This is a genomic window from Brachyspira hampsonii, assembly GCF_001746205.1.
Taxonomy (GTDB): Bacteria; Spirochaetota; Brachyspiria; order Brachyspirales; family Brachyspiraceae; genus Brachyspira; species Brachyspira hampsonii_B.
In genome coordinates, this window is record NZ_MDCO01000006.1 from 213,975 (window position 1) to 239,370 (window position 25,396).

26 protein-coding genes and 3 tRNA genes are annotated in these 25,396 nt (G+C 27.7%); 15 read left to right on the forward strand and 14 right to left on the reverse strand.

Going from position 1 to position 25,396, the window contains the following annotated elements:
- The first annotated feature begins 514 nt into the window (after positions 1-514).
- The 3 genes from BFL38_RS04020 to BFL38_RS04030 all read left to right on the forward strand — a co-directional run bounded on the left by BFL38_RS04020 (position 515) and on the right by BFL38_RS04030 (position 3,565).
- Positions 515-1,573: a DNA adenine methylase gene (locus BFL38_RS04020; protein ID WP_069725841.1), complete on the forward strand. Its 1,059-nt coding sequence runs from the start codon at positions 515-517 to the stop codon at positions 1,571-1,573.
- Between the two features lie 118 nt (positions 1,574-1,691).
- On the forward strand, positions 1,692-2,246 hold the full coding sequence (locus BFL38_RS04025; RefSeq protein WP_069725842.1) for a 5-bromo-4-chloroindolyl phosphate hydrolysis family protein: 555 nt from the start codon (positions 1,692-1,694) through the stop codon (positions 2,244-2,246).
- 38 nt (positions 2,247-2,284) lie between these two features.
- The gene (locus BFL38_RS04030; protein ID WP_069725843.1) at positions 2,285-3,565 is read left to right on the forward strand and encodes a toxic anion resistance protein; all 1,281 of its coding nucleotides are present in this window, start codon (positions 2,285-2,287) and stop codon (positions 3,563-3,565) included.
- Positions 3,566-3,762: 197 nt separating this feature from the next.
- Here BFL38_RS04030 and BFL38_RS04035 read toward each other — a convergent pair whose 3' ends face one another.
- Both BFL38_RS04035 and BFL38_RS04040 read right to left on the reverse strand, forming a co-directional pair.
- Positions 3,763-5,151, reverse strand: a complete 1,389-nt coding sequence (locus BFL38_RS04035) for a sodium-dependent transporter (RefSeq protein WP_069725844.1) — start codon at positions 5,149-5,151, stop codon at positions 3,763-3,765.
- A gap of 38 nt (positions 5,152-5,189) precedes the next feature.
- Entirely contained in the window at positions 5,190-5,753 is a 564-nt protein-coding gene (locus BFL38_RS04040) for an OmpA family protein (RefSeq protein WP_069725845.1), read from the reverse strand.
- 261 nt (positions 5,754-6,014) lie between these two features.
- Between BFL38_RS04040 and ppdK the strand changes: the two genes are divergently transcribed.
- A complete protein-coding gene (gene ppdK / locus BFL38_RS04045) occupies positions 6,015-8,996 on the forward strand; it encodes a pyruvate, phosphate dikinase (RefSeq protein WP_069725846.1) in 2,982 nt (993 codons plus the stop codon).
- Between the two features lie 177 nt (positions 8,997-9,173).
- Here ppdK and selD read toward each other — a convergent pair whose 3' ends face one another.
- Positions 9,174-10,250 carry a selenide, water dikinase SelD gene (selD, locus tag BFL38_RS04050; RefSeq protein ID WP_069725847.1) on the reverse strand — a complete coding sequence of 359 codons (1,077 nt, stop codon included), beginning with the start codon at positions 10,248-10,250 and terminating at the stop codon, positions 9,174-9,176.
- Between the two features lie 501 nt (positions 10,251-10,751).
- Here selD and BFL38_RS04055 point away from each other — a divergent pair.
- Together BFL38_RS04055 and BFL38_RS04060 are read left to right on the forward strand one after the other, a co-directional pair.
- Entirely contained in the window at positions 10,752-11,252 is a 501-nt protein-coding gene (locus BFL38_RS04055) for a hypothetical protein (RefSeq protein WP_069725848.1), read from the forward strand.
- On the forward strand, positions 11,245-11,787 hold the full coding sequence (locus BFL38_RS04060; protein ID WP_069725849.1) for a phosphoribosyltransferase: 543 nt from the start codon (positions 11,245-11,247) through the stop codon (positions 11,785-11,787). Before BFL38_RS04055 ends, BFL38_RS04060 begins: the two co-directional genes overlap by 8 nt.
- 203 nt (positions 11,788-11,990) lie before the next feature.
- On the opposite strand, the gene BFL38_RS15915 is transcribed toward BFL38_RS04060, so the two are convergent.
- Both BFL38_RS15915 and BFL38_RS04065 read right to left on the reverse strand, forming a co-directional pair.
- The gene (locus BFL38_RS15915) at positions 11,991-12,140 is read right to left on the reverse strand and encodes a hypothetical protein (protein ID WP_497462931.1); all 150 of its coding nucleotides are present in this window, start codon (positions 12,138-12,140) and stop codon (positions 11,991-11,993) included.
- Positions 12,141-12,319: 179 nt separating this feature from the next.
- A complete protein-coding gene (locus tag BFL38_RS04065) occupies positions 12,320-12,601 on the reverse strand; it encodes a hypothetical protein (RefSeq protein WP_069725850.1) in 282 nt (93 codons plus the stop codon).
- Between the two features lie 366 nt (positions 12,602-12,967).
- Between BFL38_RS04065 and aspS the strand changes: the two genes are divergently transcribed.
- Positions 12,968-14,728: an aspartate--tRNA ligase gene (aspS, locus tag BFL38_RS04070; RefSeq protein ID WP_069725851.1), complete on the forward strand. Its 1,761-nt coding sequence runs from the start codon at positions 12,968-12,970 to the stop codon at positions 14,726-14,728.
- 305 nt (positions 14,729-15,033) lie between these two features.
- Here aspS and BFL38_RS04075 read toward each other — a convergent pair whose 3' ends face one another.
- From BFL38_RS04075 to BFL38_RS04095, 7 genes are all read right to left on the reverse strand, one after another.
- Positions 15,034-16,044 (reverse strand): patatin-like phospholipase family protein, encoded by a 1,011-nt coding sequence (locus tag BFL38_RS04075; RefSeq protein ID WP_069725852.1) that lies wholly within the window; start codon positions 16,042-16,044, stop codon positions 15,034-15,036.
- Between the two features lie 9 nt (positions 16,045-16,053).
- Entirely contained in the window at positions 16,054-16,440 is a 387-nt protein-coding gene (locus tag BFL38_RS04080; RefSeq protein ID WP_069725853.1) for a hypothetical protein, read from the reverse strand.
- 41 nt (positions 16,441-16,481) lie between these two features.
- On the reverse strand, positions 16,482-16,622 hold the full coding sequence (locus BFL38_RS15095; protein WP_176720542.1) for a hypothetical protein: 141 nt from the start codon (positions 16,620-16,622) through the stop codon (positions 16,482-16,484).
- Positions 16,619-16,747, reverse strand: coding sequence for a hypothetical protein (locus BFL38_RS15385; protein WP_256097194.1), 129 nt, complete (start codon positions 16,745-16,747; stop codon positions 16,619-16,621). The genes BFL38_RS15095 and BFL38_RS15385 overlap by 4 nt, the downstream gene beginning before the upstream one ends.
- The gene (locus tag BFL38_RS04085) at positions 16,719-17,642 is read right to left on the reverse strand and encodes a hypothetical protein (RefSeq protein ID WP_069725854.1); all 924 of its coding nucleotides are present in this window, start codon (positions 17,640-17,642) and stop codon (positions 16,719-16,721) included. Before BFL38_RS04085 ends, BFL38_RS15385 begins: the two co-directional genes overlap by 29 nt.
- A gap of 78 nt (positions 17,643-17,720) precedes the next feature.
- On the reverse strand, positions 17,721-17,933 hold the full coding sequence (locus tag BFL38_RS04090; RefSeq protein WP_069725855.1) for a hypothetical protein: 213 nt from the start codon (positions 17,931-17,933) through the stop codon (positions 17,721-17,723).
- A 99-nt stretch (positions 17,934-18,032) separates the two neighbouring features.
- Positions 18,033-18,269, reverse strand: a complete 237-nt coding sequence (locus BFL38_RS04095) for a hypothetical protein (protein WP_069725856.1) — start codon at positions 18,267-18,269, stop codon at positions 18,033-18,035.
- Between the two features lie 374 nt (positions 18,270-18,643).
- Between BFL38_RS04095 and BFL38_RS15100 the strand changes: the two genes are divergently transcribed.
- Both BFL38_RS15100 and BFL38_RS04105 read left to right on the forward strand, forming a co-directional pair.
- Positions 18,644-18,793, forward strand: a complete 150-nt coding sequence (locus tag BFL38_RS15100) for a hypothetical protein (RefSeq protein ID WP_176720540.1) — start codon at positions 18,644-18,646, stop codon at positions 18,791-18,793.
- Positions 18,794-18,983: 190 nt separating this feature from the next.
- The gene (locus tag BFL38_RS04105) at positions 18,984-19,667 is read left to right on the forward strand and encodes an HAD family hydrolase (protein ID WP_069725858.1); all 684 of its coding nucleotides are present in this window, start codon (positions 18,984-18,986) and stop codon (positions 19,665-19,667) included.
- A 228-nt stretch (positions 19,668-19,895) separates the two neighbouring features.
- Here the strand turns inward: BFL38_RS04105 and BFL38_RS04110 are convergent, their stop codons facing one another.
- The gene (locus BFL38_RS04110; protein WP_069725859.1) at positions 19,896-20,321 is read right to left on the reverse strand and encodes a hypothetical protein; all 426 of its coding nucleotides are present in this window, start codon (positions 20,319-20,321) and stop codon (positions 19,896-19,898) included.
- Between the two features lie 68 nt (positions 20,322-20,389).
- On the opposite strand from BFL38_RS04110, the gene BFL38_RS04115 reads away from it, so the two are divergent.
- Positions 20,390-20,845, forward strand: a complete 456-nt coding sequence (locus BFL38_RS04115; RefSeq protein WP_069725860.1) for a DIP1984 family protein — start codon at positions 20,390-20,392, stop codon at positions 20,843-20,845.
- Between the two features lie 331 nt (positions 20,846-21,176).
- Here BFL38_RS04115 and BFL38_RS04120 read toward each other — a convergent pair whose 3' ends face one another.
- Positions 21,177-23,120 (reverse strand): fructose-bisphosphatase class III, encoded by a 1,944-nt coding sequence (locus tag BFL38_RS04120; RefSeq protein ID WP_069725861.1) that lies wholly within the window; start codon positions 23,118-23,120, stop codon positions 21,177-21,179.
- A gap of 146 nt (positions 23,121-23,266) precedes the next feature.
- Here BFL38_RS04120 and BFL38_RS04125 point away from each other — a divergent pair.
- The 5 genes from BFL38_RS04125 (at position 23,267) to BFL38_RS04145 (ending at position 25,392) form a co-directional block, all read left to right on the forward strand.
- A tRNA-Pro gene (locus tag BFL38_RS04125) sits at positions 23,267-23,340 on the forward strand.
- Positions 23,341-23,342: 2 nt separating this feature from the next.
- Positions 23,343-23,416, forward strand: a tRNA-Arg gene (locus BFL38_RS04130).
- A gap of 80 nt (positions 23,417-23,496) precedes the next feature.
- Positions 23,497-23,572, forward strand: a tRNA-His gene (locus BFL38_RS04135).
- A gap of 279 nt (positions 23,573-23,851) precedes the next feature.
- Positions 23,852-24,517 (forward strand): hypothetical protein, encoded by a 666-nt coding sequence (locus BFL38_RS04140; protein ID WP_069725862.1) that lies wholly within the window; start codon positions 23,852-23,854, stop codon positions 24,515-24,517.
- 140 nt (positions 24,518-24,657) lie between these two features.
- Positions 24,658-25,392 carry a hypothetical protein gene (locus tag BFL38_RS04145; protein WP_069725863.1) on the forward strand — a complete coding sequence of 245 codons (735 nt, stop codon included), beginning with the start codon at positions 24,658-24,660 and terminating at the stop codon, positions 25,390-25,392.
- Positions 25,393-25,396 lie beyond the last annotated feature (4 nt).

The following is a 25,396-nucleotide window of genomic DNA, read 5'->3' on the forward strand; positions in this document are numbered from 1 at the left end:
AATATACTTATAGTGTTTTAAACGAGTTTAATTTATTATATTTATGAATTTCTTCTCATTCCCCGCCCTTTAAACTTTACAGCTATATTTGAAGTAAATAATTTTCTTTATATTTAAAAACTTAAACTGTCAAAGCATGCCCGCCCAAGTTCTTTTTAAATTTGAGAACTTTTATAGCACGCGGTAAAAGAAATTTAAATTTATAGTATGAATTATAATTATTGACTAGCCTTTTTTTACTGCAAGTTTAACGCGTGTAAAATAAATTTTATCTAATCAATATTATCAACTTTTTTGATTGCTTACAAATCTGCAAAAATAAAATTTATTATAATTATAAATTTCTTCTCATTCCCCGCCCTTTAAACTTTACAGCTATATTTGAAGTAAATAATTTTCTTTATATTTAAAACTTTAAACTGTAAAAGCATGCCCGCCCAAGTTTTTTATATTTATAAATTACAGTTTTTATGTTAAAGTTTTGTATATTGTTAATGAACTAAGGGTATAACTGATGAACTATATAGGAAGCAAATTATCACTGTTGGATTTTTTATATGAATCTATAATGTCAGTAATAGACAGCAATTCTAATATATTCTGCGATTTGTTTGCAGGTACGGGTATTGTGGGAAGGTATTTTAAATCAAAAAATTTTTCTGTAATAGCCAATGATATACAGTATTACAGTTATGCTTTAAATAAACATTATATAGAAAACAGTAAATATTTAAATTTTGATGGTTTAAGCGAAGAAATAGAAAAATTAAAAGAATATGATATTAATAAAAAATATGTAATTGTATGTGAGTATTTAAATAATTTAGGTTATAAAGAAGGCTTCATTTATAATAATTATTCTTTGGGAGGTACGAAAGGCAAGGAGTTTGAAAGGATATACTTTTCAGATGAAAATGCTATGAAATGTGATGCTGTGAGAATGAAAATAGAAGAGTGGTTTAGTAATAAAAAAATCAAAGAAAATGAATATTATTTTCTTATTGCTAGTTTGCTGGAAAATATAGATAAATATGCCAATACGGCTTCAGTTTACGGAGCTTTTTTAAAAGAAATAAAAAAAACAGCTGGAAAAACTTTTAATTATTATCCTGCTGAATTTGTTATGAGCAATATAGATCATAAAGTGTATAATGAAGATGCCAATAAATTAATAGAAAATATTAAAACAGATATTTTGTATTTAGATCCTCCATATAATAGAAGACAATATTCTGATAATTATCATATACTCGAAACAATAGCCAAATATGATAATCCTAAAATAAAAGGAAAAACAGGACTTAGAGATGACAGAATAAAATCATTATACTGCAGTAGAAATGATGTTTATAATGCATTTGAAGAGCTAGTAAATAAAGCCAATACTAAATACATATTTTTAAGCTATAATAATGAAGGTTTATTATCATTGGAAGATATAAAGAAAATAATGTCTTATAAAGGTGAATATGGATTATTTAAAAAAGAATACAGTAGGTTTAAAGCAGATAATAAAAGATACAGTTCAGTTTCAAAAACGATTGAATATCTTCATTATGTCATAGTGAAATAATAAATATCTTGCAATATTATGTTTATTCATTATAATATATACTAAGAAACGGTAAATATATTTCACTTTATATCATATTTTACAGTTTTATTAATTTAGTTTATTTGAGAGGACATATATGGCGAGAGATGAAGATGATTTTATTTTTCAGAGATTAAGGCAAAATATACAAAGAAATTTCCCAAGAGAAGATGATGTAAATACTTATAATACAAATAATTATAATCAAAATAATTATAGTAATAAAGATAGTTATTCAAATGAAGACAGTTTAATAATTTTAGAAACTCAAAGAAATATAGATAAAATTACAGATTTCTCTCAAAAAATAGATGATCCGGAACTTACACCCGCATTGAAGGAAATGATAGGTATATTAAAAGAAATGGCTAATTATTCTAAGGTAAATAAAGAAGGTGAAAAAAAATTAGAAAAAATAAATGAATATCATCTCCCAACAGCTATAAAAATGCTTAATTCCTATATAGATTTCTGCAATTTTCCTGTAAAAAATGAAAATATTCAAAAAACGGCACAGGAAATAGAAGATGTCATAATAAAATTAAATGAAGCATTGAAAAAAATGCTTGTAGAGATGAATCAGAATAAATTAATCGATATAAACAGCGATATAGATGTATTAAAAAACATGCTTGAAAAAGATGGTTTATAATAAAAAGAAAAAATATATAAAAAATAAGGAAAATTTTTATGGAAAATAATGAAAATCAATTAAATAATTCACAGTTTAGTAATATTCAAGTACAAAATACAGTAAATAATCAGCCTATTGAGCAAGGACAGAATTTGACCCAAGATGCAATGTCTGCTAACATAAATGTTCAGCCTGTAGTACAAAATTCAGTGCCTGCTAATATGCAAAACACTATTAATACTCAAAATTATAATACTCAGAATGCAGCACAGCAAGTTCTTAATGATATGAACAGTGTTTCAAGCAAGCAATTTACTCCTGAAGAGTTAGCAAAAATAAATGAAGTGTCAAATAATATTAATTTGAAGGATTCTGTTTCTATAATGTCTTATGGTTCAGCAGCACAAAATAAGATGGTACAATTTTCTGAAAATACTTTAAGCAATGTTATGAATAAAGATTTAGGAGAGGTAGGAGATGCCATTACTGATGTTATAACAGAGCTTAAAAGTTTTGATATAGAAAATGAAACTAAAGGAAAAGGTATATTCGGATTTTTTAAGAAAGCTACAAATAATCTTACTAAATTAAAAACTAAATATACTAATGTTGAAACGAATATAGACAACATAGTAAAAACATTGGAAGCACATCAAAGAAATTTATTAAAGGATATAAGTATTTTAGATCAAATGTATAATTATAATTTGGAATACTTAAAAGAATTAGAAATATATATAGAAGCAGGAAAACAAAAACTCAATCAATTAACAACTAATGAAATACCCGCTTTAGAAGCAAAGGCTATGGCAAGTAATTCTACTGAAGATGCACAAATGGCTAGAGATGTAAAAGATTTAGCTAATAGATTTGAAAAAAGAATACATGATTTAGAGCTTACAAAAACAATTTCTATACAAACAATACCGCAAATTCGTTTGGTACAGAATAATAATGTTATAATGACAGAAAAAATTCAATCTACAATAACAAATACAATACCTCTTTGGAAGAATCAAATGGTTTTGGCTATAGGGCTTCATCATTCTAATGAGGCTGCAAAAGCACAAAGAGCAGTTACTGATACTACAAATGAATTATTGAGAAAGAATGCTGAAATGCTTAAAACTTCAACAATAGAAACTGCTAAGGAAGCAGAGAGAGGAATAGTTGATATTGAAACTTTAAAACATACAAATCAGCAGTTAATATCAACTTTAGATGAAGTTATGAAAATACAGACAGAGGGCAGAGAGAAAAGAAAAGCAGCTGAAGCAGAATTAAGAAATATAGAAAATGAACTTAAAACAAAAATATTAAATATATCAAAAAATTAATATAAAAAAATGCTCATCTGTATATAAAAAATATAGATGAGCTTTTTTACCTATTTTTTAATAAATTTTAAAAATAAATATCGAAATTTTAAAAGTTAAACAAAATATGTTTTATTCTAATTCCCGCCATTTTAAGTTTATAATAGCAATTTCATTTATATTTAAAACATAAACTGTGCAAATTATAAATGTTTTAATCAAATAAAAAATCTATTTACATAATCTATCACAAATATAGCAAGCACTATAAAAGGCAGAATATATGAAACATAGAATCTAGCCCATTTAGGAAATTTGATTCCTTTGCCTGTATCAGCTTCTTTTATAAAGTTATCCCAACCCCAGCCGAAATTTCTAGTACAGAATATAAGTATTATTATACCGCCTAAAGGAAGAAAATTATTGCTCACCAAAAAATCAAGTCCATCAGCTATAGTGCTTCCATCTCCTAGAGGCTTAATAAATGAAAGTACATTAAATCCTAAAGCAGTAGGCAAACTCAATATAAATATAGTAATTGATACTATTATAGTAGTTTTTTTACGAGGCATTTTAGTTTCAGACATAGTAAATGCAATTAGGTTTTCAAATACCGCTATAATAGTTGTCAAAGCTGCCATAGATAGAAACAAGAAGAATAATGCCCCCCATAATCTTCCCAAAACCATAGAATTAAATATATTAGGTAAAGTTAAAAATACTAGTCCTGCACCTTCTCCGGGATTGATTCCAAAAGAGAAAGTTGTAGGAAATATAACAAGACCTGAAAGAAATGCTATTAAAGTATCAAGTCCCATAACCATAACGGATTCACCTGTTAAAGAATAGTCTTTATCAATATAGCTTCCGAATATAGTCATAGCACCTATTCCTAAACTCAAAGTAAAGAATGACTGTCCTATAGCAGCATAAGCTACAGAGAAGAATCCTTTTATACCTCCGCTGAACATTTTATTTGTATCAGGAAGTAAATAAAATTTCAATCCTTCTTTAGCATTTGGCAGAGTAATAGCTCTTATTATAAGCACAAAAAGAACAAGAAGAAGAAGAGTCATCATTACTTTTGTAACCTTTTCAACACCATTTTCAAGTCCTTTCATACATACAAAAGTTGCTATTATTACAGTTACAGTCATCCAAAATATCAAAGTAGAAGGTGATGCAAGAATGGAGTTAAAGAAGTCGCTTACTTGCTGCGGATTAAGTCCCTGAAGTTTTCCCATCGCCATAAAATAACAGTATGATAGACACCAGCCTGCTACAGTGGTATAAAACATCATAAGAAGCACACATCCGAATATTTGTATATATCCTACTATATGCCATTTATATCCTTTCTTTTGTAAAGCTTTGTAAGAACCGGCTAAATCTCTTTTGCCAGCCCTTCCTACCGAGAATTCCATTACAAGTATAGGAAGCCCCAATATTACAAGAGAGATTAAATAAAGAAGAACAAATAAAGCTCCGCCATATTTTCCCGTAATATAAGGAAATCTCCATACATTGCCAAGCCCTATAGCACATCCTGCTGAAACTAATAAAAATCCTAATCTGCTTGAAAGTTTTTCTCTATTATTGTCATACATATCTTTAACACCTGAATATATTTTATGATATGAAAAAATTAATTATTAGATATTATTAAATTATAAATATAATTAGTATATACATACATATCATTACTGTTTTCTATTACAATGAACTCTACTCTTCTATTTTTTTTTATGTCTCTGTATTCATTTAATAAATCCTGAAGACCATTATTAGTTAATTTAGAAGATTGACCATTTGTAATATCTAAATAAACATTATAAGACCTCTTATATGATAAATCATCTATGTTTTTTCTATTGTATAGAAACAAAATATCCTTTCTATCATACCCATTTGTAGGTTTTTTATCTTCATCTTTGCTGGCATGACCTTCTATAATAATATTCATTATATTTGTAAGAGCAGTTACATCACCAACATAATTTAAAGTTTTTAAATATTTTTCTATATTAACTTCATTGCTATTAAAATCAAAGAGTATATTATTTGGAACTACTAAAACCTTACCTCTTTCAGTCAATTTATATTTATAAGTAATTTTTTTGGGTTTTCTGTAGGTTGATATTACTATTGCTCCGTAAGCATTTATAGCTATTAATAATGCGGCAAAGAGTATATTTATTTTCTTTAACATATTTTAACTTTCCTTTTTACATGAAATTATTATACAATATATAAAAAAAATTTAAATATTTTTTTGTTATCAGATAAAAATGCAGAAATAAAAAATTATATATAATATAATATCTAGTTATATTTTAAAAATTAATTAAATATAAAAAAATCGCTGAATTTTTTACAATAAAATTGACAATAAGAAAAATAACATTATACTATATAAATAAGTAATGACTTAAAATTTATATGAATATTTTATTTTAGAGGAGAGTTTATTATGGCATCAAAAAAGATGGTTTACTTCTTTGGTAATGGTAAATCTGAAGGCGCTAAAGAAACGAAGGCTCTTTTAGGAGGAAAAGGTTTAGGACTTGCACAGATGACAGAAAGTAAAGTTCCTGTACCTGCTGGTTTTACAATTACTACAGAAGTTTGTGATTACTATTCAAAAAATAAGTCATATCCTAAAGGCTTAGAAAAACTAGTTGATGAAAATATTAAGAAACTAGAAAAGGCAATGGGTATGCAGTTCGGAAATCCAAAACAGCCGCTTTTGGTTTCAGTTCGTTCAGGAGCTGCTATATCTATGCCTGGTATGATGGATACTATACTTAATCTAGGTATTAATGAAAAAGTAGTAGAGGGTCTTGTAGAAAAAACTAATAACCCTAGATTTGCTTGGGATGCTTATAGAAGATTTATACAGATGTTCGGTGATGTTGCTATGGGTGTTGATCATGATAAGTTTGAGGAGATATTAGACGAGAGAAAAAGAGATATAGCACCTAAAGTTGGAAAAGCTGAAAAAGATGTTAAAGATACAGATTTAGATGTTGAAGATTTAAAAATAGTAGTAGAAAAATATAAAGCTATGTATAAAGAGGATAAAGGAGAAGAATTCCCAGAAGATCCTAAAGTACAATTATGGCATGCTATTAATGCAGTATTTAGAAGCTGGAATAACCCTAGAGCTGAAGCATACAGAAAATTAAATGATATAAGAGGGCTTTTAGGTACTGCTGTAAATGTACAGGCTATGGTATTTGGTAATATGGGAAATACTTCTGCTACAGGAGTATGTTTCTCTCGTAACCCTTCTACAGGTGAAAATAAATTCTATGGTGAGTTCTTAATCAATGCTCAAGGTGAAGATGTTGTTGCAGGTATTAGAACTCCTCAGGAAATTACATTGGAAGGCAGTTTAGAATGGGCTAAAAATAACTCAATAAGTGAAGAAGAAAGAAAATCTAAGTATCCTTCTCTTGAAGAAGTTATGCCTAATGTATACAAACAATTAGTAAGCTATAAAAATCAATTAGAAAAATATTACAGTGATATGCAGGATATGGAATTTACTATACAGGAAGGCAAGCTTTATATGCTCCAAACTCGTAATGGTAAAAGAACTGCTGCTGCTGCTGTAAGAATAGCGGTTGAACTTGCTGAGGCTAAAATAATATCTAAAGAAGAAGCTATAATGAGAGTAAATCCTTCTGATTTGGATCAATTGCTTCACCCAATGTTCGATCCTGCAGCTAAAAAAGGTGCCAAAGTTCTTGCTAAAGGATTAAATGCTTCTCCTGGTGCTGCTGTTGGTAAAGTAGTATTTGCAGCTGACAGAGCTGAAGCTATGAAAGAAGCAGGCGAACAGGTTGTACTTGTTCGTATAGAAACTAGCCCTGAGGACATTAAGGGAATGAATGCTGCTGAAGGTATATTAACTGCTAGAGGCGGTTCTACTTCGCATGCTGCTGTTGTAGCACGCGGTATGGGTAAATGCTGTGTTGCAGGCTGCAGTGCTTTGGAAATAGACTACTCCAATAAATGTATGAAAGTAGGTGATGATGTAATTAATGAAGGCGATTATATTTCTATAGATGGTTCTACAGGCGAAGTTATGTTAGGACAGGTTGCTACTAAAGATTCAGAAATGTCAGAGGACTTCAAAAAACTTATGCAATGGGCTGATGAAATAAGAATAAAAAATAAATTTGAAGTTCATACTAATGCTGATACTCCTAATGATGCACAAATTGCTAGAAAATTCGGTGCTGAAGGTATAGGACTTTGCAGAACTGAGCACATGTTCTTCAATGCTGACAGAATTAAGAGTGTAAGACAGCTTATACTTGTTGCTGAAGAAGTTAAGCAGTTAAAAGAAAAATTAGAAGCTGCTGAAAAAATCGGCGATAAGAAAACTATAGAAGAACTTGAGCCTTTATACAGAGAGCCTAGAAAACTTTATGATGAAGCTTTAGATAATATTCTTCCTATGCAAAGAGAAGACTTTATCGGAATATTTACCGCTATGAATGGATATCCTGTAACAATAAGACTTCTTGATCCGCCTTTGCATGAATTTATTCCTCATGAAGATTCTCAATTGCAGGAGCTTTCTAGTGAAATGAATGTTCCTTTTGATAAACTTAAAGCTATAAGAGATTCTTTACATGAATTTAATCCTATGCTTGGACATAGAGGCTGCCGTCTTGGTATTACTTACCCTGAAATCTATGATATGCAGGCTAGAGCTATATTAGAGGCTGCTGTTAAAGTTAAGAAAAATGGCGTAGATGTTCACCCTGAAATAATGATTCCTCTTGTAGGTACTTTAAAAGAATTGAAAATCATTAAAGATAGAATTATTAAAATAGCAGATGAAGTATTTGAGAAAGAAGGTTCTAAAGTTGATTATAAAGTTGGTACTATGATAGAAGTTCCTAGAGCTGCCTTAGTTGCTGATAAAATAGCTACAGAAGCTGAATTCTTCTCATTCGGTACTAATGACTTAACTCAAATGGGAGGCGGTTTCTCAAGAGATGATGCCGGTAAATTCTTAAAAGACTATGTTAATAAAGAAATATACGAAAAAGATCCTTTCCAATCATTGGATCAGGAAGGTATAGGAGAGCTTTTGAGAATCGGTGTTACTAAAGGAAGAGCTGCTAATAAAAAACTTGTTGTTGGTATCTGCGGTGAGCATGGAGGAGATCCTGCTACAGTTATGTTCTGTTACAGTATAGGGCTTAACTATGTTAGCTGTTCGCCTTACAGAGTGCCTATAGCAAGACTTGCTGCTGCTCAGGGAATAATAAGTTCTAAAACAGCTAAAAAACCAGCTGCTGCTAAGAAACCAACTGCCAAAAAAGCAGATAGTAAAACTGCATCTGCTAAAAAAACAGCTTCTAAAGTAACAGCTTCTAAAAAAGCACCTGCTAAGAAAACACCTGCTAAGAAAACTTCAGGAAGAAAAAAATAATAGATAAAATATTTATATAAATGAATTTTGAAAAGGGCTTGACTTTGTATATGAAGTTAAGCCCTATTTTTTATTATTGCTGTATATCTTGCTATAATAATGAAAACAAAGTTATTTTTAGCTTTATTTTCAATTATAATAAAATTATTAATTTATATGCTATAAAACTTATGTGAATTATTTTATTAAATGTATATATTCGTTTTCTTTATTTTTTACTTTTCCGATTATGCATGCACAGTCAATGCCCTCACGCCATAGATCAGCTAATACATTTTCAGCATTATCTTTATCAGCACATATAAATAATCCGCCTGAGGTTTGAGGATCAAAAGAAAGCATTTTTAAATTATAATCAACATTATCATCTACTTTTATATTATCCCCTACATAACGCATATTAGTAAAAGCAGCTCCCGGTATACAGCCCATATCAAGCACTTCATAGCTCTTATTAAACATAGGCAAAGCAGATGATTGAAGCTCTATAGTTACATTGCTTGCTTTAGCCATTTTGTATGCATGCCCTATGAGTCCGAATCCCGTAATATCGGTAGCACATTTAACATTATATTTATTCATAACAGAGCAGGCTTTTTTATTTAATGTCTTCATAGAATCAAATACATCTTCTATATGAGATTCCTTGATAAGACCTTGCCTCATAGCAGCCAAGCAAGCCCCTGTTCCAAGAGGTTTAGTAAATATTATAATATCTCCGTCTTTAGCTGCTGAATTTGTAGTTATTTTATTTGGATTAGCAAAGCCAATAACAGCCATTCCATATTTTACTGTTGTATCTGTTATTGTATGACCGCCTACAACTAATACTCCGGCTTCTGTTGCTTTATCCTGTCCGCCTTTAAGCATATTAGCTAATATATTTAAAGAATCATCTTTTGGAAACATAGTAATATTTAAAGCTAATTTAGGCTCTCCTCCCATAGCATAAATATCGCTTATAGAGTTGCATGCAGCTATTTGTCCGAATCCGTAAGGGTCTGCTATTACAGGAGGAAAATAATCCACGGTAAATATTAAAGCATTATCATCTGAAATTTTATAAACTCCTGCATCATCTCCTATATCTACATCTGAAAGCAAATTTGAATCTGTTTTTATCTGCATTAAAGGAGCAAGCGTTTTTTCGAGTAAATCAGGAGGAATTTTGGCAGAACAGCCTCCCTCCAAAGCACATGATAATAATTCGATTTGTTCTTTTTTTTCTTCCGTATTATTTGTAATATTTGACATAATAAGCACCTATAAATTAATTTTTATGATAATAGAATATATACTATACAATGAAAAATTCAAATATTTTATTTAAATAATGTTTTTTAAAAGCTTATATTATATTTAATTATCTATAAAAGTAAATTTTATTTACTTTATTTAGGGTATAAAAAGTATATATGTTGTATTTGTATTATAATATTTGTTAAAATATATATTTTAAGTAAATTTTTTGTAAATTATATGTAAATTATATTGATAAAATTTGTGTTTAGGCTATACTTATAATTTAAAGATAATTTACATACTAAAATAAAAATAGATTAATAATTATAATTATTAATCTATTTTTATTTTAGGTTTTATTCTGCGTGCGGTGTATGAATTTTTAATTAAAAAAATATTTGGGTGGGCAACTTAATTTAATTTCTTATCTTTACTGCATAAGTAAATTTTGACAAATATGCATATATTGAGTATAATGCATAGCAAAACAAAATAATTTAATTAGGATTTTTTATGAAAACTTTATCTTTTAGAAAAATTAATGTCAATATTTTTATATTATTTTTATTAAGCATTATAAGTTTGGCTTCACCTATTATAACACATTACTTCGGATTTAAAGGTACAGAATTTCTGCCTATATTTTTTGCATTGTCTTTGGGAGCTTATATATTAAATCCTATATTTTTAATAATGCTTAGCTTTATATCACCTATTTTGAATTATTTTCTTACCAATATGCCTATGCCTCCTGCATTATATTTTTTAATATTTGAAGGAGTTGTATTTGCAAGTTTAATAAGTGTAATGAAAAATAAAAATATATCTTTTATATTAACTTCATTATTTGCTTTGATAGTTGGAAGATTATCATCTGTAATTCTCACATTTATTTTTGATCTCAATATTAATACTTGGTTCAACGGAGTTATTTCGGGATATAAAGGAATAATAGTAAATTGGATTTTTGCGAGTATAATGTACTTAATATTGAAAGATAAAACTAATGAGTAATATTTTTACTGCTTATAAAAAATTCAGCGTAGATAATATACCAATAACAGCATTAGGCGATTTGTATAAAGAGCTTGGCGATGAATTAAGGGCATTTAAAAAAAAGGATATTGATTTTCCTATAAAAATAATAGAGCAAATAAAAAATTATTATTATGATTATATAAAAACAAATAATAAAAAATTTGACATTATACTTTATGTGCCTTCAAATAAAAATAACGGTGTAATGGATTTTTTTGCTGATTATATTTCTAAAGAGTTCAATATAGAAAAATATAAACTTATAAAAATAAAAAAAGATATAAAAGAACAAAAATTTTTGGAAGCTCTAAAAGAGAGAAGTGAAAACATTAAAAATGCTTTTGAAATAGTAAATTATTATAAACTCAAAAATAAAAATATACTCTTAATAGATGATGTTTATGCTTCTGGAGAAACGATAAAAGAAATTATAAAAATATTTAAAAGCTTTGATTTTAATTATAATTTAGAGATATTAATTTTTTGTTATAGGAATCATATTTTTTATTAAAAAATATTTTTTATAATTTTATCTTTATATGGAAAACAATCGTAATATAATATTCTATATAAATAAGACTGTATATCTTTTTTATCCTTATGCATACTTATTAGGAAAGCATGAAACTGATATTGATATAGTATTATATTTTTGTTTTTATCAATAAAGTCTATAGAATCGTACTCATAAAATTTATAACCTAGATGATGATGCTATATATCTTCAAACTCGGTGGGAAGAAGCTGTCCTAATAGATTAACATACTTTGTAATTTTAGCATAAGCGAATATATATTTACTGTATCTATCTATTGCTATTAAATAATTATCAAGATTAACTATTGCAATCAGGATAATCTTTATTTTATATTAGGATTTATTTTGTTTATGTAATAATACTTTTTTGATGAATTAAAAGGACTATTACAAGGGCATAATATTACTGTAAAGATTACACTAAAGAATATGTTCTTCATATATATTTAATATTAATTAGCAGTATAAGTTAGGTCAAGAGTTTTAGCCATAATTTCATCAAATTGTTATGGATAAATTCTTCCAAGCTGTGATTTAAGTATAGCACCTTGAGAAGCATCAGTTGCACTTTTAAAATATATTTTATAAATTACAGGAAAAATCATAATAATACCATCAGGCCTCATTATACTTTCATAACATACAAATGTGGCGATAGTTGTTCCAGTATAATCAGCACCTTCTTTTATTGTAATAGGCTGATCTAAACTTAAACTTTCACTGCCATTACATTTTATTGATGTTACTTGTGCCTGATTATTTAATACTATTTCTAGCGTATTATTCATAGTAGATGTGTATGTGTATGTACCTGCTCTTTCTGCTAGGGTTATTTCTTTAGGATTATTGGGATTATTGTCTGCACATGATGTTATTATAAATGCGGATATGACTAAAATTAAAGGTAGTATTTTTTTTATTTTTGTAAAATCCTAGTTATTTATTTGAATAATATGTTAGAATCTAATAATATATCAAAAAAATATATATTGTCAACAAATTAATATAAAAATTGATACATATTTTATTAGCTTGTTGATTTTTATACCTATTTATAATATAATTATTATGTTTATTCAAAAAAGAAATGTATCTTACTTTTTAATAAATTTTAAACAATAAAACAAATAATCAATTAAAAAAGAGGGATCAATATGCGTTTTAAAAGTGTCTATAATGGAATATTAACAAAAGATGATATCGGTAAAGAAGTTAAGTTAGCCGGTTGGGTATTGAGAAGAAGAGATCATGGCGGTGTAATATTTGTAGATTTAAGAGACAGAACAGGATTTGTTCAAATAGTTTTCAATCCTGAAATAAGCAAAGAAGCACATAATGAAGCTCAGGATTTAAGAAGTGAATATGTTATTAGTGTAGAAGGTAAAATCAGAGCTAGAAGCCCTGAAATGATTAATCCTAAAATTCCTACAGGTGAAATAGAAGTTATGGTTGAAAAAATGGAGCTTCTTAATACTTCTGAAACTCCTCCTTTCCTTCTTGAAGATGATATTGATACAGGTGAAGATATAAGGTTAAAATACAGATACTTAGATTTAAGAAGACCTACTGTATTCAACAACTTATATAAAAGATTCCAAATTACTAATGCTTTTAGAAAACATTTATCTGATAATGGATTTATAGATGTAGAAACTCCTATATTAAATAAAAGCACTCCTGAAGGTGCAAGAGATTTCCTCGTTCCTTCAAGATTAAATGCTGGAGATTTTTATGCTCTTCCTCAGTCGCCTCAAATATTTAAGCAAATACTTATGATAGGAGGTTTTGATAGATATTATCAAATAGCTAAATGTTTCCGCGATGAAGATTTAAGAGCAGACAGACAGCCGGAGTTTACTCAGGTTGATATTGAAACTTCTTTCCTTAATACTGATGAATTCCTTTCTATTATGGAAAATGTTACTGCTAATATAGTTAAAGATGTTTACGGCATTGATTTGCCTACTCCGTTTCCTAGATTAAATTATTATGATGCTATGGAGATGTATGGAAGCGATAAGCCTGATACTAGATTTGAATTAAAACTTATCAATGTTGAAGATGCTGTTAGAGGCTGTGATTTTGCAGTATTTAAAAATGCTTTAGATAATAAATTTATAATAAGATGTTTGAATGCAAAAGGCGGCGAAAAATTAAGCAGAAAAGATATTGATGACTTCACAAAATATGTAGGCATTTTCGGAGCTAAAGGACTTGCTTGGATGAGAGTAACTGATAAAGGACTTGAATCAAACATAGTAAAATTCTTCTCTGAAGACAATCAGAAAAAAATATTAGAAGTTACTAGAGCAGAGAAAGGTGATTTATTATTCTTTGTTGCGGACACTCCTAAAGTTACATTCGATGCTTTGGGTAATTTAAGATTAAGAGTCGCTGAGAAATTAAATTTAATAGATAAAGATAAGTTAAATTTCTTATGGGTAGTTGAGTTCCCATTATTTGAGTATGATCATAAAGAAAAAAGAATATCCGCTACTCACCACCCATTTACAGCTCCTGTACCTGAAGATGTTGCCTTATTAGATACTGATGTACTAAAAGTAAGAAGCGATACTTATGACTTGGTATTAAACGGCAATGAAATAGGCGGCGGCGGTCAGCGTATTTATGACAGTAAAGTGCAGGCTAAAATATTTAGTCTTTTAGGTATAGATGATGAGAAAGCTAAAATAAGATTTGGATTCTTACTTGATGCATTAAAATACGGTGCTCCTCCTATGTGCGGTATGGCTTATGGTATAGACAGAGTTGTTATGCTTCTTCAAAAACAAGACAGTATTAGAGAAGTTATAGCATTCCCTAAAACTCAGAAAGGTCAATGTTTAATGAGCGGATGTCCTTCTACAGTTGATGCTGATCAGTTAGAAGAGCTTCATTTAAGTATAGAAGAATAATTTTTTGAATAAAATCAAATTTAATTAATAAAAAAGTCCCATTATATTTACATAGTGGGGCTTTTATTTTTTAAATCCATTCTCATTCCCACCCTCTATGCTTTTTTAATATTATCTTTTATTTCAGTTTTTTATTTCTTTATTGCTTAATTAGAATTTACAGCACCCATCCAAGCGTTTTTTAAATTTTAAAAATCCCACAACGCACGGTTAGCTAAATTAAAAATATAAATTTATATTATAATTCAAATTTTATTATGCTTTAAAATTTTGCTCACCGTGCGTTAAATAGAATTTTAAATCTGTTATTCAATATTTTTTCTTTTCTGTTCTTTTAGATAATTTTTTTTAGCCTCTTCTATGTTTATAAATGATTCCATTGTGCTGTTTAAATTAGCTTTTAATTTCTGTCTTTCTTCTAGTGCTTGTTTCCTATTTTGCTTGAATGCTTTTTCATGACTTTTCATAATATCTAAATCTCTTATTATCCCAGCCTGAGCCTTAGCAATTTCAACAGCAGCTTCTAAAACTTCTTTGGCATCATTATAACCCTGTTCAATTCTCCTGTATGCACCTTCTGGAGAAAAATCCAAAGTACCATTTATAAGATTGCCTAAATCTTCCTGAGGACATATCTCGTATATAGTAGCCGATGAATCTCTTCTGTCTTTTATAATCTCATCAGCCTTCAAATGTATAACCATTATATCAGTACAGCCTTCATCATAAAGCGGAGTAAGAGGAGAATTATCTTTTATACCTCCGTCCAAATATACCTCGCTGTCAACTTTCTCTACAGGAAATAAAATAGGTATGGCAGATGATGCAAGAAGTATATCAATCATATCCTTTTCACTTCTTCCATTTAATTTGAAATAATGGGCATTGAATGAAGGTATATGAGTGCAGGCACAGTAAATAGGAAAATCCATATTTGAAATATAGTTTAAATCAATATGCTTGTTTATGATGCTCACAAGTCCGTCCCTAGAGAGAACACCTGTAGAAGCAAGAATACCCACAAAAGCAGCAACAGCGGGATTGGTCATAAGCATAGCACCATATTTGCCGAAACCTTTAATAGTGCTTTCTATGTCAATGCTTAATATTTTGTCTTTGATTTCTCTAGTCCAAATTTTCTCGGCTAGATTGTGATTGTCCAAAGCAAAAAGACATGCATTCAAAGCCCCTACAGAAGCCCCCGAAACAGCCTTTATATTTCTGTCAAGCCCAACCTCTTTTAAATACTTCCAAACGCCGATTTGATAAGCGCCCTTACCGCCTCCGCCGTCCAAAACAAGCCCCAATTTATCCATAATGTTTTCTCACTTTATTTCTAATTTCAACTTTTTTGATTTTGCTTTCTTTAATTTTTCTAAAATAGATAATATAACATCATAATTATATCCTTTATCTTCCAAAGTAAAAGCTATAAAATCAATATCTCCAATTATTCTGTTGTTATTCATTTCTAGTACATAATTTTCACCTTCATTGTCATTATCTTCATCATATTCTTCATTTTGATCTATTGTTTTATAAAAAGAATATTTAAGTTTTGATGATAAATCTTTATAAAAATTTCCAGATTTTGTTTTTAATTCGTTTGCTAAACTTTGGTCTAATGCCATAGCTCTATTTAATGCTTCTTCTATTAAAAATCTGTTGCCTCCACTTGTTAGTAACGCTTCAGCTTTATTCATAAATGCCAAAGGTATTTCATTATTTATTTTTATAGCTTTATCATAATATTCTACAGCTTTTGAGTTTCTTTAAATACTCTGTATATTACACCTAAATTAATATTTGCATCATAACTATTTGGATCTAATTTAACTGCTTTTATCATAGGTTCTTTTGCCTTTTGAGAATCTCTAGCATATACATAACTCATAGTTTATTATAGTTATTATAATAATTATCTAATCCTTTTTTAACGGATAAATCAAAGTTTATAGCAGCTTCTTCATATTTGTTTGCTTCTTCATATTTACTTAAATTTAATAAAGCTTCTCCCATTTTTTTGATATAATTCTGCTGTATCTAATCCCTGAGTTTTAGCCTTTTCTAATAAATATAAACTTCCTTCAAAATCTCCTTCTTTTTCTAACAATTCTATTGCTAAATCAAAAATTAAATTTGCTGAGGCTGATATTTTAGGAGTTTCTTTTTTTTCTTCTATTTCCACTAAGTCTATATCTGTCAATTCGTTTATCATAGCTACTGACAAATCAAAATATGAATTCTCTTTCTCCAAATCCATATTTAAATTACTAGCTGCATAATTTTTTAGCAAATTAAACTGTACTTCTTTTTCATCTTTACCTGACATATCAACTATGCTGTCTACAATATATTTTTCATCTGTTTCTAGTTTTTCTATCTTTTTTATATTGCCAAGCAAAGGCACTTCTATATCTTCAAGCTCATTTAATTTTGCTTTGTCCAATGCCTCAAAGAATTTATCAGCTATTTTACTATTAGATAAAAGCGTATTATAAAGGCTAATCATACTTATTTTATCGCTTGGATTTATTCCTATTTTATCCATCATTGGTTTTAACATCATCAAGTCATTAAGCGAGTAGCTGCCTTTAGTAGCCAAAAAGAAATCAGAAATAATACATAGCATTTTTTCATTATTATTTTCTAAGTCTTTATACAATACTCCGTCAAACTCTAAATATTCTATTGTTGACTCAAGATGTACAACATTCATACTTCTTTCTAGTTTATCTATTCTTGTAGACTCTCTAATCAAAGCCGACATTGACATAGTCATCATTTTCTGCATTTGAGAATACAGTTCATTAAATTCTTTATCTATTTGAGTAACTAGGCAGTTAAGTTTGCAGTTTACTCCCATTATAGCATCAAAAGTTAATTTACCCTGCTGTGCTAGTTTGTGTATCATCTTTATGCTTGCCTGCTGAGATACTGCAAAATCTCTGTCTATCTCGCCTCTTAATTTTCTATTTTTACCTGTAATATCTCACCATAAATTTTTCAAAAATACCTGATTAGCTAATTTTTCTGCTTTTGCTTTTCCTTCTGATATTGCTGAGCTTGCCTGTGCTGCTAATCTTGTTAATTGTTTTCCATTATCTTTGAACTCTTCATAAACTTTATCCACATACTCATCTATTGCAGTTTTTTCTTCTTCTGTTAAATCATTGTCATAAGGCATGGTAAAATTAAAGTCCATACTAAACTCCGATTAAATATGTTCTATAATAATTATATGTAAAAAATAATTGAAATTCAAGTTTTATTTTATATATAAATTTTATACAGCAAGTAATTCTTAATTATTATCTATTTTTCCTATATGTATTTTATTTGAATTATCAATATTTTCTTCTGAAATGTATTCTGCTGATATATCTATAATATTTGTTTCTTCTCTATTTTCTATCCCTTCTGCCGAATCTTCATTATCTATTTTTTTACCTTCTATTTTGTTACTCAATGCCTCTAAAACATTTTCAAATCTCTCATCAAAATCATCAACTGCATTCATTATAATTTCAAAAATATCCATAAAATATACTCCTTAAATATTTATTCAATATTGTTATTATAGTATATGCATGTGTCAAAAATTGTCATTTATACTTGCTTAATTTTTATTACATATACCCGCCCTTTATGTTTTTTGATCTTATCTTTTATTTCTGTTTTTTATTTCTTTATTGCTTAATTAGAATTTACAGCCCCACCCAAGCATTTTTTAAATTTTAAAAATCCAACAACGCACGGTTAGCTAAATTAAAAATATAAATAGATTAATAATTCAACTTTTATTATATTTAAAAATATGCTTACCGTGCGGTAATTTTTAATTCTTAGTATTTATATATTGTCTAATAATTTTGATAATGATGTTTAATATAATAAATCATCTGAGGTTTATTTATGAAAGACATAGAAATTAAATTTACAATTATAAATTTATTTTTAATATCAATATTTTTATTTGCATTAATATATTTTATACATGCTAAAAATGCTGATAGAATATTCGATAAAATATTAGAAAATTACAGTCTAAAGGTTATGATTTAGCTGATAATAGATTAAAAGATGAGTACAGACAAAAAATTATTAATTTATCTAAACAAGGTTATGAAGCTACCAAAAGAATATGCGATGAAATGGGGTGGGATTAGCATAAATAAAAATTATAATTCAATATTGAAAAAAATCAGTATTATATTATTATCATTAATCAGTAAATTTAAGGTTTATAAATACTATGAATAAATTAGATTTAGTAATATTTGATATGGATGGGCTTTTACTTGATACTGAAACTATAAGTTTAAAAGCTTGGAAAAAAACTTTTAAAAATTATAAAATCAATATTAATGTAGAAAAATTATTCTTCAGTAAAATATTAGGCTCAAATGAAGCTTCTATAAAAAATACTATTATAGAAATATCAAAAATTGATGAGAAAACATTTGAAGATATTATAAATAATCAAATTGAAGAGGCTTTTAATATAGTAAGAGAAGATGGTATAAATATAAAAAAGGGTGCTATTAAGCTTATTAATTTTTTAAAAGATAAAAAAATAAAAAAAGCTATAGCAAGTTCAAGCATAAAAAGAAAAGTTGATTTGTATTTAGATAAAACTAATATCAAAAAAGAATTTGATTATATAATTTGCGGAGATGATGTAAAATTTCCAAAACCTTATCCTGATTTATATAATAATGCATGCAGTTATTTCAATGCTGATAAAAATAATGTAATAATATTAGAAGATTCTAAAAATGGTTTATTATCTGCTAAAAATGCTGATATAGAAAAAAGATTTTATGTTCCTGATTTGCTTTTACTATCTGAAGAAGATGAAAAAGAATTATCATATAAGAAATTTAATGATTTAATAGAAGTAAAAAATTATATAGATAATAATTTTCAATATAATTAAGTTTTATTATAATTTCCCGCCCTTTAAAATTTGATACTATATTAGAAATTGCAATTCTAATTATATTTAAAGCCTAATCAGAAATTAAAGCACCCACCCAAGATTTTTTAAATTTAAAATACATATAACGCACGGTAAATGCATTTTTATTAATTGTTTAAATTATAATTCTTACTTAACTTATATTTTAAATTCTACTTTGCGTGCGTTTTTATAAAAAATATATAATTATCTTATCTTTGTTAAATTGCCTTCGCCTAAGGTATTATTATTGGCATAAAAATAAAAATTCATGTAACTATTATTGAAAGATAGTGTAAAATCATATTTATATCCCGATGAAGTAATAGAAACTTTATATACATTGTCAGAAACTTTTATTATATTTTCTTTATAGGCAGTATTATAGAAGTTTATAAGACTTCCGTTCATTCTTATAGATAAAGCACTTCCGCTTCCTAATGTTACGCTAACAAATGCCTGAGAACTTAAATTATTATTTTCTCTTACTGTAATTGAGCCTTCATAAGTTCCATAATATTTATCATCTATTCCATTATTACTGTCAAAAGATAATGAACCTGTATTAAAATTAAGACAGCTGGATATAAAAAAAGCAGAAAATATTATTATTATTTTTGATAATCTGTTCATATTTTTACCTTTAGATATATAATACTACAAAATAAATTTATGTCAAAGAAATTAAAAGGAGAATATTTATGAAACTAGGAGAAGCATTATTAAAAAAAGATGAATATATAAAAAAAATTGATAATCTAAAAAAAAGGGTAAAAAATAATGTTGTTGTAAAAGAAGATAATGAAAATAATGAAGACCCTAATGATTTAATTAAAGAATATATAGAAACAAATAATGAATTATCAGATTTAATTGTTAAAATCAGCAATAAAGAACATACAACAAAACTAGAAATAGGAGTATCAATATCAGAAGCTATTGATATAAGGGATAAATTAAGCAGAGAAATGGATATTTATAAAAGCGTTTTGAAAGAAGTAAACAGCAAAGATTTTAGAACAGCAAAAAATGAAGTAAAAATGACAGTATTAGTTAATGTCAAAGAAATGCAAAAAGAATTTGATAAATTATCAAAAGCATTTAATGATATTGATATTATGATACAGTCAGCTAATTGGAATACTGATTTACAATGAATAATAAGTATCGGCTATAGACAATAATATTCGTACCAGAATTTACTATTTTAATAGCATAATTATTTTTATAATATTTCTGATTTCTTTAATGCCATACATTTTTATTGAGTATTTTATTTTGAAATTATTATTTTTATTTTCTTAAATTTTTATAAAGAAATATTACTGTTTAACGCACGATTAGTGATGCTTTATCTATAACTAAGATTTTAATTTATATTTTTATTTTATTTTTTACTACTCTGCGTGCGTTGTTTAAATTACAATTTTTATTATTATATATAGCATAATAAATTAAAGTTATCAATAATTCACTATAATAATAGCTCTAATTTACTTTTTCTTTTACTATACCATTTCTATATGCATTCAAAAGTTCTAGCAAATCATCAATTCTTTTTTCTAAATCTTTTCCAATATCGGTTTCTCCAACAGTAATTCTTTTAACAAATCTTTCTACTATTATGGATTTAGGACTTAATTTAAATCCGGATTCAACTACTTCGGCAAAAGGTCTATGCTCTGCTATTACCATCATATTAGAGTTAGAAATTAAAGTGTATCCTCCTATTCCTGTGTTTTTATGGTATGCTTTAGATAAACCTCCATCTATAACAAGAAGTATTCCTCCGCCTTTTATAGGACTTTCACCTTTATGAGTTTTTACAGGTACATGTCCGTTTATTATATGGGATCTTTTAGGATCTAGTTCAAACTCTTTTAGAATGGTTTGACAGTATTCTTTGCTGTCTACATAAAAATAATATGCATTATAATGTTCCTGATGAATTTCTTTATCATTTATAAAATATCTTTCAAAAGTAGTCATTTTATTTTTTCCGAAAAGCGGAGATTTAGGACCGCACCATAAATACCAGCAGTAATCAAGAGCATTTAATTGCTCTTCGCTTCCTGCTTCTGAGTAAAAAGCCTTTCTCACTTTATCTTCTACCTGATTTAAATATTTTCTTCCAGACAAATATTGATTATCTATATAAACATCATCAAAAGAACCGTCTTCTTTTGTAGGTATGCATCCATGATAAAGAAGATTTCCATTGAATATTTTGTATATACCTCCTTTTGAATACATATAATTGGCATGTCTTTGCAAAGCCGGGCTATTCATAAATGAGAATGCTAAAGTTTGTATAAGAGTGCTTTCAGATTCTGTAAGCTCGAAAGGATTATTTTTATCTATTGTAGGGAAATTTTTATCTTTAAGCTCATAAGTTTTATTATTTATTGTTATAGTACCATTATCATAATCTATTTTATCAAGCAGTATTCTATCATTCATTCCATAATTCGGATGTCTTTTTATAAGCTGGCATTCTAATTTGAATTGTATTATTGATATAGCTTTATGCATTTTAGCGGCAAGATCTTTGTCTACTTCATCATAAATGTTTTTATCTAAAGTATTAGGTTTAAAAACCTCGCATGGATCATCTTTATAAATATCATTTGCAAAAGAAGATAAAGACCTTAAATTAATACCATAACTATATTCAAGCAAATCAAAATTATTATATCTTATAGCCAAACGAACAGCATTTGCAACGCATATTAAACTTCCTTTTGCTGCTCCCATCCAATGTATATCATGATTTCCCCAAGCGATATCAACTTCATTAAAAGTCATTATACTTTCCATCACCTTATCTGGGTGAGGTCCCCTATCGTAAATATCTCCTACTATATGAAGTCTGTCTACACTGCATTGGCGAATAAGCTGACATAATGCTAGTATAAATTTATCAGCAGCAGATACTTCTATAATAGAATCTATAATAGAAAAATAATAATTTTCTTTATTTTCTTCAGAATCAGTTTGCAGAAGTTCATCTAATATATAAGCAAAATTAGAAGGCATTTTTTTTCTTATTTTGGATCTTGTATATTTACTAGTTACTAGTTTGCATACTCTTATAAGTCTGTATATGGTTATTCTAGACCAATCAGCAAAATCCGGATCATTAGATTTTTTATTTAGTAAATTTTTAGTATCTACTATTAATATCTGTAATTCCACTCTGTCATGTTCAGGCAAAGTATTTTTAAAAAGTAATTCAATTTTTTCTTTTATTACCCCAGAGGAAGTACCTATTAGATATTCAAATCCATCAGATTCTCCATGTATATCACTTAAAAAATATTCAGTACCCTTAGGCAATTGAGATATAGCTTTTAAATTGATAATTTCTACAGAAGCATCATCTATTGTAGGGTATTTTCTGGATAATAATTCTAAATAATCTTTATCTCTCATAATAAAAACTCCGATTATCATATATTAAATATTATATACAAAAATAAGATTAAATCTATAGAATACATAAAAATGATAATTTTAAAATACAAAATATATAGTTGACAAAAAAAATAATTATTATATAATGATTAAACATAATTTAACGGGATGTAGCGCAATTGGTTAGCGTACCTGCTTTGGGAGCAGGGGGTTGTGAGTTCGAGTCTCACCATCCCGAATGCGCTAGTAGCTCAATTGGATAGAGCAACTGCCTTCTAAGCAGTAGGTTACAGGTTCGATTCCTGTCTGGCGCGTATATAAACGACATTGTTGCTTTGTCATCGTTTATAATTTTTATATGATAAAAAATAATAACTCTTTTTAATGTTTAAATGGCGAATGTAGCTCAGTTGGTTAGAGCGCCAGATTGTGGATCTGGATGTCGCGGGTTCAAGTCCCGTCTTTCGCCCATTTCTTTTTTTAATTATAATTAATATCAGTCTATTTCTCATAGCAGATTTAGTTTCCTATATGAATATATTTTGTTATAGCAAAGACAGTTTATTTATTTCCAAATATGTAAAAAAATTAAGACTTTTATATAATTCATGTTTTGTATAAATTGTACATATGGTAGTTTTGAAACGAGCCTAATATTAATAATAAGTAGAAAATTCTTTATTTAGATTGTTGATTTTTAATTTTATGTAATATAAATTATTAAAAATTTTTATTGGAGATTATAAAAAATGAAAAAAGTAAAACAGATATCATTAGTTATTGTTTTAATATTATCAGCTAATATCAAAGTATTTGCAGAAAGCGGTTTTGAGGCGTCTCTAAATGTTCCTTTAGGAGCATCATTTGGTATTATTTGTGGAGAAACGACTTCTTCAGTTAATACAAAAATGGGATTTGATGCAGGAGTTAAGGCTCAAATAGGATATATGTTTGATTTCGGCAGATTTGGCTTAAGTATTTTGGGAGATTTAGGATATGGTTTTGACAGTTATAGATATTCAATTAATGCTTTAAATAATAATGCAAATTTTAATTTGTATCTGCATAATTTTCAGATAGGTATTCTTCCTAAATTTAATTTCGGCAGCTTTGCAATAGGAATAGGCGGAGGAATAAAAATACCTTTTTCAGGTACAATTGAAAGAGAATATGTATATAATGCATTGAATAAAGTAAATTACAACTCTTCATTTTTTACATCAAATATTATAGGCTATGTTAAAATTACATTTGATCAGTATTTTTTCTTCAGCGATAAATTTTCTTTTGTTTTGGGGTCTTATATAGGGTATGATATAGGTCTTTCTCCAAAAGTTAATCCAGATAATAGAATAGATAGTTTTGATGTAGGTATTCAGTTGGGCTTAAGATTTGCCCCAAAAATTGCTGATTAAATATTTTAATATTTATGCAATTTGAATATTAAAATACTACTTAATTAAGTATAAAATTCTTTTTATATTGTTGATTTTTAATAAAAATTAATGTAGATTATAATTAATTAATTAAAAATAGTTAATGGAGATTATAAAAAATGAATAGAATAAAACATTTATCATTAGTTATTGTTTTGATATTATCAGCTAATATCAAAGTATTTGCCGCAAGCGGTTTTGAATTTGTCCTGAATGTGCCTTTAGGAGTATCTTTTGGAATACCTTCAAACTTTGAACCATCTCTTAATGTTTTAGGAACAAAAAGTGCACTTGGCGGAAGACCAGGATTTGATGCAGGTGTTCAATTTCAAATAGGCTATATGTTTGATTTCGGCAATTTTGGATTAAGTCTTTTAGGAGATTTAGGATACAGCTATGACAGCTATAGATTTTCAGATTATTTAGATTTATCAGGAACAATTACAGTTAAGTATGAAAGAATTCAAAGTATGTATATGCATAATTTTCAAATAGGTATTCTTCCTAAATTCAATTTTGGAAACTTTGCTTGGGGTATAGGAGGCGGTATAAAAATTCCTATGGCTGGAACTATTGAAAATCATATTGAAGATAATATAAGAGGAAATACTACATCAAAATCAGATTATAAATTTTCTTACTTTGAATTGCCTATTATAGGTTATGTAAAAATGACATTTGATCATTCTTTCTTTTTTAATGATCATTTGGCATTTATATTGGGGGCATATATTGGTTTTGATATAGGACCTGTTATTAAAGAGGAGTACACATCTTTTAAAGATGCCTCTGTAAGCAGTTTAGATTTAGGAATTGAGTTAGGATTAAAATTCGGACCTAGAGTTGGAAATTAATAAA